Consider the following 13,271-nt stretch of genomic DNA (forward strand, 5'->3'; position numbering starts at 1 on the left):
ACCGGTTACTTCCGGATCGATCACGGCTGCTCGGGGACGGTGAAGTCGGCCACCGACGGGGAGTGGTTGGCCCGGCTGGCCACGAACGCCGCGATCTGGTCGGCCGCCAGCGCCACCGGCACGCCGTTGAGCTGCTCGCCGTCGCGGAACCGGAAGGACACCGCACCGTCCTCGGCGTCCTTGCCGCCGGCGATCAGCATGAACGGCACCTTGGCCTGCTGCGCGGTCCGGATCTTCTTCTGCATCCGGTCGTCGCCGGCATCCACCTCCATCCGGATGCCGCGCGCCCGCAACTGCCGTGCGACGTCGGCCAGGTAGGGCACCTGGTCCTCGGTGACCGGGATGCCGACCGCCTGCACCGGCGCCAGCCAGGCCGGGAAGGCACCTGCGTAGTGCTCGATCAGCACGCCGATGAACCGCTCGATCGAGCCGAACTTCGCCGAGTGGATCATCACCGGCTGGTGCCGCTCGCCGTCGGCGCCGGCGTACTCCAGCCCGAACCGGGCCGGCTGGTTGAAGTCGTACTGGATGGTCGACATCTGCCAGGTGCGGCCGATCGCGTCGCGCGCCTGCACCGAGATCTTCGGGCCGTAGTACGCCGCGCCGCCCGGGTCGGGAACCAGCTCGAGCCCGGACTCCGTCGCGACCGCGCTCAGGATGGCGGTCGCCGCCTCCCACTGCGAGTCGGTGCCGATGAACTTGTCCGGCTTGGAGTCGTCGCGGGTGGACAGCTCCAGGTAGAAGTCGGACAGCCCGAAGTCCCGGAACAGCCCGAGGCAGAACTCCAGCAGGTGCTTGATCTCGTCCGGCGCCTGCTCGGGGGTGCAGTAGCTGTGCGAGTCGTCCATGGTCAGCCCGCGCACCCGGGTCAGCCCGTGCACCACCCCGGACCGCTCGTTGCGGTAGACGTTGCCCAGCTCGAACAGCCGCAGCGGCAGCTCCCGGTAGGACCGCCCGCGTGAGCGGTAGATCAGGTTGTGCATCGGGCAGTTCATCGCCTTGAGCCGGTACTCGGCGTTGTCCAGCTCCATCGGCGGGAACATGCCGTCGGCGTAGTACGGCAGGTGGCCGGAGGTGTGGAACAGGCCGTCCTTGCTGATGTGCGGGGTGCTGACGAACTCGAACCCCTCCTCGGCGTGCCGCTGCCGGACGTAGTCCTCCATCACCCGGCGCAGGATGCCGCCCTTGGGGTGGAACACCGCCAGCCCCGAGCCGATCTCGTCCGGGAAGCTGAACAGGTCCAGCTCGGCGCCGAGCTTGCGGTGGTCGCGCTTGGCGGCCTCCTCCAGCTGCACCAGGTAGGCCTTCAGGTCGTCCCTGCTGGGCCAGGCGGTGCCGTAGATGCGTTGCAGCTGCTCGTTGTCCTGGTTGCCCCGCCAGTACGCCGCCGCGGTCCGCATCAGCTTGAACGCCGGGATCCGCCGGGTGGTGGGCAGGTGCGGGCCGCGGCACAGGTCGGTCCAGGCGAGGTTGCCGTCCCGGTCGAGGTTGTCGTACATGGTCAGCGCGCCGCCGCCGACCTGGGACATCTCCTCGACGTCCAGTTCGGTCGGGGTGTTGTTGGCGCCGGAATCAGCGGCACCGCCCTTGAGCCCGATCAGCTCCAGCTTGAACTTCTCCCCCGCCAGCTCCTGGCGGGCCGCGGCGTCGCTGATCTCGCGGCGGGAGAAGCGCTGGGCCGCCTTGATGATGTCGGCCATCTTCTTCTCGATCGCCCCGAGGTCCTCGGGGGTGAACGGCCGGCTGGGCAGGAAGTCGTAGTAGAAGCCGTTCTCCACCGGCGGCCCGATGCCCAGCAGGGTGCCGGGGAACAGCTCCTGCACCGCCTGGGCCATCACGTGCGCGGTGGAGTGCCGCAGCACCGCCAGCCCGTCGGGCGAGTCCATCGGGACCGGCTCGACCTCGTCGGCAGCTTCGAAGGGCACGTCGAGGTCGCGCAGCTCGCCGCGCGAGTCACGCACCACCACCACGCCGGACGGTCCGGTGAGGTCGACGCCGGCCGCTTCCAGGGCGGCCCGCGGAGTCGTTCCGGCGGCAACCGCAACCGACGGCCTGGCGGCCTGGACGGTGGACTGCGATGCGGCGCTGGACAACGGACTCTCCTTCGCGAGGCTTCTTCAGCTGATGCGTCCGTCGACTACGGACGTAGAGTGCATGCTAGTGCGGTGCCCAGGAAGCCCCGAGTCGATATCGCCCTGGTGACTGTCGGGGCGGTCGGGCTGCTGCTGGCCGGGTGCACCCCAGCATCCGTTCCGCCGGCTCCGTCCGGTTCCCGGGTCTCCTCGTCCGTCCCGGCCGCCTCGTCGGCTGGAGGCCGGCCGAGCGGATCGGTTCCGGCCTCCAGCCGACCGGCCACCCCGGGCACCGTCCGGCTCGGCTTCGCCGGCGACGTGCACTTTGCCGAGCGGACCGCGGCCCTGCTGGCCGACCCGGCCACCGCGTTCGGGCCGGCCGCGGCGGTGCTGTCCGCGCCCGACCTGACCATGGTCAACCTGGAGACGGCGATCGCGGTGGGCGGCCGTCCGGAGGCCAAGTCCTTCACGTTCCAAGCACCGCCGTCGGCGTTCGCGGCGCTGCGGGCGGCCGGCGTGGACGTGGTCACGATGGCCAACAACCACGCCGCCGACTACGGCTCGGCGGGGCTCGCCCAGACCCTGGCGGCGATCCGCGACACCGGCTTTCCGGTGGTCGGCATCGGTTCTGATGCCAAAGCGGCCTATGCGCCGTACTACACGCAGGTCAACGGCGTGCGGCTGGCGATCGTCGCGGCCAGCCAGGTGCGGGAGGAGACGCTGGCGCACTTCACGGCGACGGACTCCGCGCCGGGGATCGCCAACGCCTACTCCGACCGGCTGACCGCTGCGGTGTGGGCCGCCCGGACACGGGCCGATGTGGTGGTGGTCTACCTGCACTGGGGCACCGAGTACCAGAGCTGCCCCAACTCTGACCAGCGCGCGCTGGCCGACCGGCTGGTGGCCGCCGGTGCCACTGCAGTGGTCGGCTCGCACGCGCACGTGCTGCAGGGCGCCGGCTGGCGGCCGGACGGCAGCTACGTCGCCTACGGCCTGGGCAACTACCTGTGGTGGCGCTCGTTCGGCAACACCCAGGACGACAACGGGGTGCTGACCCTGACCTTCACCCGCGGGCGGGTGGTGAGCGCGGCGTTCGCTCCGGCCCGGCTGGACGAGCGCGGCATCGCGGTACCGGTTACTGGGGCGGTCGCCCAGCGGATCCTGGGCCAGTGGGACCAGGCGCGCCAGTGCGCCGGCCTGCTGGCCACCCCGCCGGGCTAGTCAGGACATGCTCTCGCTGCGTTAGTCGGGAAGCCACGCCTGGCTGCGGGCATCCCATCGACCGGTGGGAACGGTTTCCTGTAGCACCGGGTCGAGGAAGGCCCGGACCAGCGCGACCGCCTGCTCGTACGTCCGGTGCCCGGAACATTCGGCGACCTGCCGAGCCAGCCGGGCATACGTGGTTCGCCAGCCTGCCGGCGTCGCGTAGGCCTGGATCGGCGGCAGCCCTCGATTCAGGCGCTCCGCCTCGATGGCGGTGCGTAGCTCGGCTGCCAGCACCGACTGCGTCCGCGCGATGACGACGAGATCCACCAGATCCCGAACCCTGGAGGACGGCTTACCACCTAGATGCGGTTCGAAGGTCGCGCATACTTTGTCGGCGACGTGGTCCGCGATCGGGTACAGCAGGTAGGCCGGACTTGTCAGGCCGCCGACCTCGACCACCGGAACTGGGACTACACGTTGAGCAGCACTCGTGACGATGCTGCCGACGACGACGTCGACGGTGAACTGGGCAACCTCTTTCACTCCGACGAAAGCAGTAACGTGCAGGAGCGCCAATGACGTCCCGGGTTGACCGGGCCGCTCAGATCGCAACTCCGTCAGGCGAACCTCGAACCGGAAGTGATCGGCAAGGTCCACCGCAGCGGCTTCCATCAGTTCGACTGCAGCCGATTCGACCGGACCGGATCGTCGGAAGAGATCGAGATCCTGACTGTGCCTCGCTGAACGCAACCGAACAAGCAGGGCGTTACCACCCTTGAGAACCCAACGCTCACCACTGACTGAAAAGACTCGCGCCAGGAAGCGGTCGTAAACGAATTGCCGTTGCAGGTTCGCGGTCGAGAGCTGCGGATCAGCCCGCACCAGCTTCCTGATGCGCTGACCGACGGCGTCCCATAGCGCCTCACCGGTTCGATAACCGGTGATCTCGAAGGCAGCTTCAGTCACTGCCGCCCTCGAGCGCCTTCAGGGCACGTCGACTTGCAGGCCCACGGATACCCGTCTCCGGTGCACCCCAAGCCGCCCGTGCCATCGCCTCCATCACCGCAGGATCGACACGTACCCCCTGAGCCGCCCGTGCCATCGCCTCCACCACGGTCAGATTTTGAGCCCGGGCGATATTGACGAGGTTGTCAGCTACCACTTGGTCCAAGGCTCCACCCACTTCAAGCAGGTGATCAAGCACCCTTTCTCCTTCGCCCGCTGCGAAATCAAACCGGGCTGCAAAGCGAGCTAAACGGGGAGCTAGTCGATCGAGATCGATTGATCGTGATCGCACCGCCGAGGCAAGCACCCGCGCGATGTGCTCGCCGTCGTGACGGTCATCGAGCAGGTCGACGACGATTCGTTCAGGCGTGGTCGTGGGAAGTCCAGCGACGGTGACAACCTCGGCTGGGGTCAGGACGCCACGATGCAGCCGCACGTCTGTGCGACGGGTCTGCTTGCGCGTTGGAAAGGTGAACTCGTGCCGGTCGGCTTCCAGATCACCGAGTTGGTGGAGCCGTGCTGCCGACGCATGTGAGACCACGGCTCCCTGATGGCGGCGGATCAGGCGGTCCGCGGCCATCTGTTCGGGCTCCAGGCCGAGCCATGCCGCGCGGAGTTCCAGATGCTCCACGCCCGCCGCGCCGCGCAGCACGTAGACACCATGGGCTAGCCGGGTCAGCATTCCATCCTGGACAAGCCGGGTTAGTTGGACTCGGGATACACCCGCTCCGCGAGCTTGGGCAGCTGTGAACAGGCCCCACTGGCCCTCAGCCAGCGAGGCGACCACTCGTTCAAGCTCTCCTCGGCTCATACTGCAATAGTATCACCTAGCTGCAACTATTGCAGCTCGTACGAAGCTAGCCAAAGATTTAGCTCCTTCGATAGTTGCATCCGACTGTAACTATCGCAGCACATATCCTGGCAACGGGGAAGACTAGCGCTGCGGCTTTGGTTGCTCTAGAGTAACCGTTGCTCATGAGTAACCAATCAGCGGCTGAGTCCGCCTTCGATGCGCTCGGCGACCCGATGCGGCGCCGGCTGCTGGAGCTGTTGCACACCGGCCCGCGACCGGTCGGCGAGCTGGCCGCCCAGCTGCCGATCGGCCGTCCGGCGGTCAGCAAGCACCTGCGGGTGCTGGAGGGCGCCGGGCTGGTCGAGCACCGCAGCCAGGGCACCCGCAACCTCTACGCCCTGGCCCCGGACGGCCTGGCGGACGTCCAGCAGTGGCTGGTCGGGCTGTGGGACACCGCGCTGGCCGCCTTCGCCGGCTACATCGAGGACTACGCCCGCACCGAACACGACCAGCACGACCAACCCCCGCAGTCCAGGGAGGAAAGGCCATGACCGAGCCGGCACCCGTCCGCCGAGAGGTGGTGGTCGACGCACCGCCGGCCACCGCGTACGCGCTGTTCACCGCACATGTCGGGTCGTGGTGGCCGCTGGCCGACCACAGCGTCTTCGGCTCCGGCGGCACCGTCGCGTTCGAGGGCGACGAGCTGGTGGAACGATCCGGCGTCCGGCGCTCGGTGTGGGCCGAGGTGGTCCGCGCCGACCCGCCGAACAGCATCGAGCTGAGCTGGCATCCCGGCCAGGACGCCAGCCGGGCCACCGAGCTGACCGTGCGGTTCGTCGAGCTGGACGGCTCCACCGCGGTCCGGCTGGAGCACCGCGGCTGGCACCGGCTCGCCGACCCGGACGGCGCGCGCACCGAGTACGACCAGGGCTGGCCGGTGGTGCTCGCCAGGTTCGGCCGGTGGTACGAGCGGGCGCCGGGCGACTCGGCGCCGGACCCCGACTGGTACGCCCTGCTGCACCAGCCCGGCCCGGCGGTGGCCGACGGCGGGTCGGTGTACGAGCACCCCGACTTCGGCGAGCACGTGGCGTTCCTGCGCCGGCTGGCCGGCGCCGGCATGCTGGTGGCGGCCGGACCCCTCCCCGGCCAGCCGGGCTCCGGCATGACCGTGCTGCGGGCCTCGGGAGACCTCGACGTCCAGCGGCTGGCCACCGAGGACGACCTGAGCGTGGCGCGCGGCCTGCTGAGCGTGCAGGTGGTGCCGTGGACGGTGCAGTACAGCGGGAGCTAGCCCGTCCGCGCCATCCCCTCACCGGCAACTCGCCGGTCGCCGGCCAGCGCTAGCCTGGGCGTGAGCGGCGGGTCGGCAACCCGGCCCCGCCACCGATCTCGATGCAGGGAGTGCGCAGATGGCCATCGCGACCACCAACCCCGCCACCGGCGAGGTGCTGACCACCTTCGAACCGTTGACCGACGCCGAGATCGACACCCGGCTGGAAGCGGCCGCCCAGGGCTTCAAGACGCTGCGCCGCACCAGCTTCGCCGACCGGGCCGGCTGGATGCGCGCCGCCGCCGACATCCTGGACGCCGAGCAGGACCAGGTCGCGACCCTGATGACCACCGAGATGGGCAAGACGCTGGCATCGGCCAAGGCCGAGGTGGCCAAGTGTGCCAAGGCCTGCCGGTTCTACGCCGAGCACGCCGAGGCCTTCCTCGCCGACGCGCCGGCCGAGGCGGGCAAGGTGAACGCCACCCAGGCCTACGTCCGCTACCAGCCGCTCGGCCCGGTGCTGGCGATCATGCCGTGGAACTTCCCGCTGTGGCAGGCGATGCGCTTCGCCGCCCCGGCGCTGATGGCCGGCAACGTCGGGCTGCTCAAGCACGCCTCCAACGTCCCGCAGACCGCGCTGTTCATGCAGGACCTGTTCAGCCGAGCCGGCTTCCCGGACGGCTCCTTCCAGACCCTGCTGATCGGGTCGAGCCAGGTCGAGGCGATCCTGGCCGACGACCGGGTGGCCGCGGCCACCCTGACCGGCAGCGAGGGAGCGGGCCGGTCGGTGGCCGAGGCCGCCGGGCGGAACCTGAAGAAGACCGTGCTGGAGCTCGGCGGCAGCGACCCGTTCGTGGTGATGCCCTCGGCCGACATCGCCAAGGCGGCCAAGGTGGCCACCACCGCCCGCTGCCAGAACAACGGGCAGTCCTGCATCGCGGCCAAGCGCTTCATCGTGCACGCCGACGTCTACGACGCCTTCGCCGCCGCCTTCGTGGAGAACATGACCGCCCTGGTGGTCGGCGACCCGATGGAGGAGAACACCGACATCGGCCCGCTGGCCACCGAGCAGGGCCGCGACGACGTCGCCGAGCAGGTGCGCGACGCCGTGGACAAGGGCGCCAAGGTGCTCTGCGGCGGCGAGCGGATCGACCAGGCCGGCTGGTGGTACCCGCCGACCGTGGTCGCCGAGCTGACCACCGACATGCAGATGTATGCCGAGGAGGTCTTCGGGCCGGTGGCGGGGCTCTACCGGGTGCAGTCCTACGACGAGGCGATCGAGCTGGCCAACAGCACCAAGTTCGGACTGGGCTCCAACGCCTGGACCACCGACCCGCACGAGCAGCAGGCCTTCTCCCGCGACCTGGAGGCCGGCGCGGTGTTCATCAACGGCATGACCACCTCCTACCCGGAACTGCCGTTCGGCGGCATCAAGGCCTCCGGCTACGGCCGGGAACTGTCGGCCGAGGGCATCCGGGAGTTCTGCAACGTCAAGTCGGTCTGGATCGGCGACACCGAGCCCACCCGGGCCGGCGCGCACGCCGAGTAGCTCCGGACGGGAGTCGGCCCAGCGGGTGGCGCACGGCCGAGTGGCTGGCCCGGACGAGTCAGCCCAGCGGGGTGGCGCTCCAGCCCCGGTAGGCCGCCACCTCGATCCGCAACACCGGTCCGGCCGGCCGGTCGGCCCGGTACTGCGGGTACTTCGCGGCCAGCGCGTCCAGGGCCTCGGCCACCTCGGCAGCGTCATCAGTGTCGTCCAGCGGCCCGCCGGTACCGTCCAGGCGGACCCACCACAGCCGCGACCAGTCCTCGTCGTAGCAGTCGACGAGCAGGCAGGCCCGGCCGGTGGCGCGCAGGTTGGCGGTACGGCGCAGCTCGGTGCCGCGCTTGGGCTTGGAGTCGACCGCGATGTGCACCCGGTCGGCAGCACCCGTCTCCAGGACGAAGCAGACCGGCACCAGGTGCGGCCGGCCGGCGGCGTCCACGGTGGCCAGCCGGGCCACCCGGGCCTCGACCACCAGCCGGCGCATCGCCTCCAGACTCAGGCTCGGCATCGCAGGCTCCCCCCATACGCGCTCACCGCGGGTCGGGATAGCACTCGATCTCGGTGGCCTTGGCGCTCAGCCACACCGCGGACCCCGCGGCCAGGTCCAGCTCGGCCACCGCGTCCGGCGTGACGTCGACGAGGGCCGGCGGGCTGCCGGCGACCTGGACCCGGACCCGGTCGGTGAGCAGCTCGACGCCGGTGACGGTACCCGGCCAGACGTTGCGCGGGCTGGCCGCGCGGGGCCGTTCGGTGTGCAGCGCGATCGCGCTCGGCCGCAACGCCAGCAGCACCCGGCCGGCCGCTCCCCCGGCACCGGCCGCTCCCCCGGCCTCGGCCGCTCCCCCGGCACCCGCAGCTCCGCCGGCCGCGTGCAGCACTCCACCGCCGGCTGCCTGGTCCAGCGCCACCGCCCCGTCCGGGCCGAGCGTGCCGGGATAGAGGTTCAGCCCCACCAGCCGGGCGACGTACTGGCTGGCCGGCCGGCGGGCCACCTCCGCCGGGGCGCCCTGCTGCACCACCCGGCCGTCCTCGATCACCAGCAGCCGGTCGGTGAGCACCATCGCCTCCAGCGGGTCGTGGGTGACCACCAGGCTCGGGCCGCCGAACGCGCCCAGGTGCCGGCGCAGCTCGGCGCGAACCTCGAGCCGGGTACGGGCGTCCAGGGCGGCCAGCGGCTCGTCGAGCAGCAGCAGCCCGGGCTCGGCGGCCAGCGTCCGGGCCAGTGCCACCCGCTGGGCCTGCCCGCCGGACAGCTGGGCGGGCTTGCGGCCGGCCAGCTCCGCCAGCCCCAGCCGGTCCAGCCAGATGTCGGCGTGCCGGCGGGCGCCGTGCCGGCCGGCCCCTCGCGCCCGGGCGGAGAACGCCACGTTGTCGCGCACCGACAGATGTGGGAACAGCCGGTAGTTCTGGAACACCAGCCCGACTGGCCGGTGCTCGGCCGGCACGAACAGCTGCCGGCCGGGGTCGTCCAGCACCGCGCCGGCAAGGGAGATCCGGCCGCGCCGCAGCGCGTTCAAGCCGGCCAGGGTGCGCAGCAGGGTGGTCTTGCCGGCCCCGTTCGGCCCCAGCACGCCGAGCACCTCGCCGGGCGCCACCGCGAACTCCAGCGCCAGCCGGAAGCCGCCCCGCTCGACCTCGCCGGCCACCGACAGGCCCGCCGGGTCGGTCATGTCACCCCGCCGGGACGCAGCCAGCGGTCGCGCAACAGCCCCAGCACCGCAGCGGCGGCCAGCAGCAGCACCAGGCTCAGCGCGATGGCCGGCTCCGGATCGGTCTGCAGCTGGTCGTAGATGGTCAGCGGCATGGTCTGGGTGGTGCCCGGGTTGTTGCCGGCGAAGGTGATGGTGGCGCCGAACTCCCCCAGCGCCCGGGCCCAGCACAGCACCGCCCCGGCCAGCACCGACGGCGCCACCAGCGGCAGCGTGACCCGGACGAACACGGCCAGCCGGCGGGCACCCAGGGTCGCAGCCGCCTCCTCCAGATCCCGGTCGGCCGAGCGCAGCGCGCCCTCGACGGCCACCACCAGGAACGGCATCGCCACGAAGGTCTCGGCCACCACCACGCCGGCCGTACTGAACGGCAGGGTGACGCCGAACCAGGCGTCGAGGTAGCGGCCGAGGATGCCGTTGCGTCCGAAGGCCAGCAGCAGCGCCAGGCCGCCCACCACCGGCGGCAGCACCAGCGGCACGGTGACCAGCGCCCGCAGCACCGCCAGCCCCGGGAATCGGGCCCGGGCCAGCACCCAGGCCAGCGGCACGCCCAACACCAGCGAGACGGCGGTGGCGGCGGTGGCGCACACCAGCGACAGCCGCAACGCGGTCAACGCCACCGGGTCGGTCAGCAGGCCGGGCAGCCCGTGCCACGGCGCGCGGACCAGCAACGCCAGCAGCGGAACGAGCAGGAAGCAGAATCCGAGGGCGGCGGGCACCGCCAGTGCCGGCGGGACGCCGCGGCCGGCCGGCGCGTCCCGGCGCCCGGCCGAGTCTCGCTGCTCGGTTCCAGCCCGGCCGGGAGGACCCGCGTCCGGTCTCACGGGGCGGCGAAGCCCGCAGCCGCCAGCACGTCCCGGCCGGCGGCCGACAGCACGTAGTCGACGAACGCGTACGCACCGTCGGGGTTGCCGGCCTCGGCCAGCCTCGCGATCGGGTAGTCCGTCGAGGCGTTCTGCGCGTCCGGGATGGGAATGCCCTTGACCTTGGCCCCGGCAGCCCGGACGTCGGTTACGTACACCACGGCGGCGTCCACCTCGTTCGTCTCGACCTTGGTCAGCGCCGCCTTGACGTCCGGTTCCAGGGTGACCGGCTTGACGGTGAGCCCGGCCTTGGCGAACACCTGCTGGGCGGTCGCGCCGCACGGCACCTGGCTCTGGCACAGCGCCACCTTCACCCCGGACCTGGCCAGGTCCGCCACCCCGGTCACGCCGGCCGGGTTGGCCGGCGGCACCGCGATCTCCAGGATGTTGCGGGCGAAGGTCTGCGAGCCCGACGCCGCCTTGGCGTCGATCACCTGGGTCATGTTCTTGGCCGAGGCTGAGGCGAACACGTCGGCCGGCGCGCCCTGGGTGATCTGCAGCGCGAGGGCGGAGCTGGCGCCGAAGTTGAGCTTGACGCGAATGCCCGGATGGACGGCCTCGAACTTCGCGGCCAGGGTGGTGAACGACTCGGTCAGCGAGGCCGCGGCGAACACCGTCACGGGGCCGGCGATGTAGTCGGTCCACCCTCCCTCGACGGGTGCGGCGGAGTCGGACGTGGCGTCCGAGCCGCAGCCCGCGGCGGTCAGCGCCAGCACGGTCAGCACGGTCAGGGTCCTGCGGTGCATGCCCTGCTCCCTCAGCTCTCGGCGGGGACTTCGACGACGACGTTGGTGGCCTTCACCGAGGCGACCGCCAGGGTGCCGGGCTCCAGGCCCAGCTCGTCGGCGGCCTCGCGGCTCATCAACGACACGATCCGGAACGGACCGGCCTGCAGCTCGACCTGGGCCATCACGGTGTCGCGCACCACCCGGGTGACCAGGCCGACGAGCCGGTTACGCGCGGACTCGCTGGCCATCGGCCGGATCGCCGACCGTTCGGCGGTCGCGGCCAGTTCGGTGGCGAACGCGGCCAGCGCGGCGCCGTCGATCGCCAGCCGGCCGCCCTCGGTGACGGTCGGCAACCGGCCGGCCTCCGCCCAGCGGCGGACGGTGTCGTCGCTGACGCCGAGCAGCGCGGCGGCTTCCCGTACCCGGAACGTGGCCATGGCAGCACTCTAACCGCAACTGCGGTGGTTTCTGGAGTCAACCACCGCAGATGCTGCCAAATAAATTGCCAAGGGGAGCGTTGCGGCGGCAGCACAACCGAAAAGTGTTGCTGTTCAGCTGAGCAGCAGCACCGGGACCTCGTCCCCTGCCGCTACCTGCCGGCCGTCCGCCACCTCGGCCAGGCCGCCGGCGGACGCCGAGGCGGACAGCTGGTGCGAGTCCTGGCCGGCCACCGGACGGACGTGCAACCGCCCGTCCGGGCCGAATCCGCAGCCGACCCGCAGGTAGGCGGTGCGCCCGTCGCCGTGCGGACGCGACAGCGGGGCGTCGGCGATGGCCAGCACCGTGGCCGGGTACGGGTCGGGATGGCCCATCCGGTGCCGCAGCGCCGGCCGGGCCAGCAGTTCGAAGCTGACCAGGGCCGACACCGGGTTGCCGGGCAGTCCCAGTATCGGCACCGGACCGGCCGGCCCGGGCAGCGTCCCGAACGCGAACGGCTTGGCCGGCCGGATCGCCACCTGCAGCCAGGTCAGGCCGCCGAACTCCTCCAACGCGGCCCGGACCGGGTCGGAATCACCCATCGACACGCCGCCGCAGGTCAGCACGGCATCGCAGTCCCGCACGGCCGAGCTGAGCCGCTGCCGCAGGGCGGCCACGTCGTCGCCGGCCACCCCGAGGTCCACCGGACGGCAGTTGGCCCGGGCCAGCAGGGCCAGCAGCATCGCCCGGTTGGACTCGTAGATCTGGCCCGGACGCAGTTCGCCATCGGTCACCAGCTCGTCGCCGGTGACCAGGACGCCCACCCGCAACCGCCGGTAGCCGGTGACTCTTCGGGCGCCGACGCTGGCCAGCACACCGAGGTGCGCCGGACGCAGCACCGTACCGGCGGGCAGCACCAGCTCACCGGCCCGCACGTCGCTGCCGGTCCGCCGGATGCCCGCGCCCACCGCGACCTCGGCACGCACCTCGACCCGGTCGCCGGCCGCGCCGAGTTGTTCGGTGCGGGTGGCCGAGGTCCGCTCCACCATCACCACCGCATCAGTGCCCTCGGGCACCGGTGCGCCGGTCATCACCTTCCAGGCCTGCCCCGGGCGCACCGGACGGTCGGCCACCGAACCGGCCAGCACCGAACCGAGCACGTCCAGCTGCACCGGAGCGTCCTCGGTGGCGCCGGCCAGGTCGGTGGCGCGCACCGCGTAGCCGTCCACGCTGCTGTTGTCGAAAGGCGGCACGTTGCCCGGCGCGACCACGTCGGCGGCCAGCACACAGCCGTCGGCCTCGGCCGAGTCGAGCTGCACCGGCTCCAAGGGCGGGCAGGCGGCCAGCAGCAACCGGCGAGCCCCGGCCAAGTCGATCACCGGCTCACCCTACGACCTCGAGTGCTGGCTGCCGCCGGGCACAGGTCAGCACCCGACAGTGCGCGTCACCGGACCGTCCACCGCTCGTTGAACACGATGAGTAACCATTGCCTATGCCGGTTGGAGCGTCATGGCAGCCGCGGTCGAGCAGCTTCCGGTGTCCCTGACACCGGGCTGCGCCGTGGGCTCCGGCGGAGCGCGAGTGCCTCGAACGGCACTCTGGCTGCACCGCGGGCTGGCGATCGGCACGCTGGCCGCCGGGCTCTGGCTGGTCGGCTCGCTC

13 protein-coding genes and 1 pseudogene are annotated in these 13,271 nt (G+C 71.6%); 4 read left to right on the forward strand and 10 right to left on the reverse strand.

The window, feature by feature from the left end; genetic code table 11:
• Positions 1–20 precede the first annotated feature (20 nt).
• Positions 21–2,093, reverse strand: a complete 2,073-nt coding sequence (gene thrS / locus VLJ82_RS10085) for a threonine--tRNA ligase (protein WP_408663211.1) — start codon at positions 2,091–2,093, stop codon at positions 21–23.
• Between the two features lie 72 nt (positions 2,094–2,165).
• Between thrS and VLJ82_RS10090 the strand changes: the two genes are divergently transcribed.
• On the forward strand, positions 2,166–3,293 hold the full coding sequence (locus tag VLJ82_RS10090) for a CapA family protein (protein ID WP_408663212.1): 1,128 nt from the start codon (positions 2,166–2,168) through the stop codon (positions 3,291–3,293).
• Between the two features lie 21 nt (positions 3,294–3,314).
• Here the strand turns inward: VLJ82_RS10090 and VLJ82_RS10095 are convergent, their stop codons facing one another.
• The 3 genes and pseudogenes from VLJ82_RS10095 to VLJ82_RS10105 form a co-directional block, all read right to left on the reverse strand.
• Positions 3,315–4,244 carry a nucleotidyl transferase AbiEii/AbiGii toxin family protein gene (locus VLJ82_RS10095; RefSeq protein WP_408663213.1) on the reverse strand — a complete coding sequence of 310 codons (930 nt, stop codon included), beginning with the start codon at positions 4,242–4,244 and terminating at the stop codon, positions 3,315–3,317.
• Positions 4,237–4,935, reverse strand: a complete 699-nt coding sequence (locus VLJ82_RS10100; RefSeq protein WP_408663226.1) for a type IV toxin-antitoxin system AbiEi family antitoxin domain-containing protein — start codon at positions 4,933–4,935, stop codon at positions 4,237–4,239. The genes VLJ82_RS10095 and VLJ82_RS10100 overlap by 8 nt, the downstream gene beginning before the upstream one ends.
• A 6-nt stretch (positions 4,936–4,941) precedes the next feature.
• Positions 4,942–5,094: pseudogene (locus tag VLJ82_RS10105) on the reverse strand (type IV toxin-antitoxin system AbiEi family antitoxin domain-containing protein); the annotation flags it as partial.
• A gap of 164 nt (positions 5,095–5,258) precedes the next feature.
• On the opposite strand from VLJ82_RS10105, the gene VLJ82_RS10110 reads away from it, so the two are divergent.
• The 3 genes from VLJ82_RS10110 (at position 5,259) to VLJ82_RS10120 (ending at position 7,895) form a co-directional block, all read left to right on the forward strand.
• Positions 5,259–5,627, forward strand: coding sequence for an ArsR/SmtB family transcription factor (locus VLJ82_RS10110; RefSeq protein ID WP_408663214.1), 369 nt, complete (start codon positions 5,259–5,261; stop codon positions 5,625–5,627).
• Positions 5,624–6,367: an SRPBCC domain-containing protein gene (locus VLJ82_RS10115; RefSeq protein WP_408663215.1), complete on the forward strand. Its 744-nt coding sequence runs from the start codon at positions 5,624–5,626 to the stop codon at positions 6,365–6,367. The genes VLJ82_RS10110 and VLJ82_RS10115 overlap by 4 nt, the downstream gene beginning before the upstream one ends.
• 118 nt (positions 6,368–6,485) lie before the next feature.
• Positions 6,486–7,895, forward strand: a complete 1,410-nt coding sequence (locus VLJ82_RS10120; RefSeq protein WP_408663216.1) for an NADP-dependent succinic semialdehyde dehydrogenase — start codon at positions 6,486–6,488, stop codon at positions 7,893–7,895.
• 58 nt (positions 7,896–7,953) lie between these two features.
• Here the strand turns inward: VLJ82_RS10120 and VLJ82_RS10125 are convergent, their stop codons facing one another.
• The 6 genes from VLJ82_RS10125 to glp all read right to left on the reverse strand — a co-directional run bounded on the left by VLJ82_RS10125 (position 7,954) and on the right by glp (position 12,988).
• Positions 7,954–8,400 (reverse strand): TIGR03668 family PPOX class F420-dependent oxidoreductase, encoded by a 447-nt coding sequence (locus tag VLJ82_RS10125; protein ID WP_408663217.1) that lies wholly within the window; start codon positions 8,398–8,400, stop codon positions 7,954–7,956.
• Between the two features lie 22 nt (positions 8,401–8,422).
• Positions 8,423–9,562, reverse strand: a complete 1,140-nt coding sequence (locus VLJ82_RS10130) for an ABC transporter ATP-binding protein (RefSeq protein WP_408663218.1) — start codon at positions 9,560–9,562, stop codon at positions 8,423–8,425.
• A complete protein-coding gene (locus tag VLJ82_RS10135; RefSeq protein WP_408663219.1) occupies positions 9,559–10,425 on the reverse strand; it encodes an ABC transporter permease in 867 nt (288 codons plus the stop codon). The genes VLJ82_RS10130 and VLJ82_RS10135 overlap by 4 nt, the downstream gene beginning before the upstream one ends.
• Positions 10,422–11,210 carry a molybdate ABC transporter substrate-binding protein gene (modA, locus tag VLJ82_RS10140; protein ID WP_408663220.1) on the reverse strand — a complete coding sequence of 263 codons (789 nt, stop codon included), beginning with the start codon at positions 11,208–11,210 and terminating at the stop codon, positions 10,422–10,424. The genes VLJ82_RS10135 and modA overlap by 4 nt, the downstream gene beginning before the upstream one ends.
• A gap of 11 nt (positions 11,211–11,221) precedes the next feature.
• A complete protein-coding gene (locus VLJ82_RS10145; protein ID WP_408663221.1) occupies positions 11,222–11,629 on the reverse strand; it encodes a TOBE domain-containing protein in 408 nt (135 codons plus the stop codon).
• Between the two features lie 114 nt (positions 11,630–11,743).
• Positions 11,744–12,988, reverse strand: a complete 1,245-nt coding sequence (gene glp, locus VLJ82_RS10150) for a gephyrin-like molybdotransferase Glp (protein ID WP_408663222.1) — start codon at positions 12,986–12,988, stop codon at positions 11,744–11,746.
• Positions 12,989–13,271: the final 283 nt, after the last annotated feature.

This window comes from Jatrophihabitans sp., assembly GCF_035474675.1.
Classification (GTDB): Bacteria; Actinomycetota; Actinomycetes; order Mycobacteriales; family Jatrophihabitantaceae; genus Jatrophihabitans_A.

What these genes read in the sequence shown, in the direction of transcription:
- VLJ82_RS10110 (WP_408663214.1), top strand. Translation starts at nt 5,259, where the DNA reads ATGAGTAACCAATCAGCGGCTGAGTCCGCCTTCGATGCGCTCGGCGAC.
- VLJ82_RS10115 (WP_408663215.1), top strand. Translation starts at nt 5,624, where the DNA reads ATGACCGAGCCGGCACCCGTCCGCCGAGAGGTGGTGGTCGACGCACCG.
- VLJ82_RS10120 (WP_408663216.1), top strand. Translation starts at nt 6,486, where the DNA reads ATGGCCATCGCGACCACCAACCCCGCCACCGGCGAGGTGCTGACCACC.
- VLJ82_RS10125 (WP_408663217.1), bottom strand. Translation starts at nt 8,400, where the DNA reads ATGCCGAGCCTGAGTCTGGAGGCGATGCGCCGGCTGGTGGTCGAGGCC.
- VLJ82_RS10130 (WP_408663218.1), bottom strand. Translation starts at nt 9,562, where the DNA reads ATGACCGACCCGGCGGGCCTGTCGGTGGCCGGCGAGGTCGAGCGGGGC.
- modA (WP_408663220.1), bottom strand. Translation starts at nt 11,210, where the DNA reads ATGCACCGCAGGACCCTGACCGTGCTGACCGTGCTGGCGCTGACCGCC.
- VLJ82_RS10145 (WP_408663221.1), bottom strand. Translation starts at nt 11,629, where the DNA reads ATGGCCACGTTCCGGGTACGGGAAGCCGCCGCGCTGCTCGGCGTCAGC.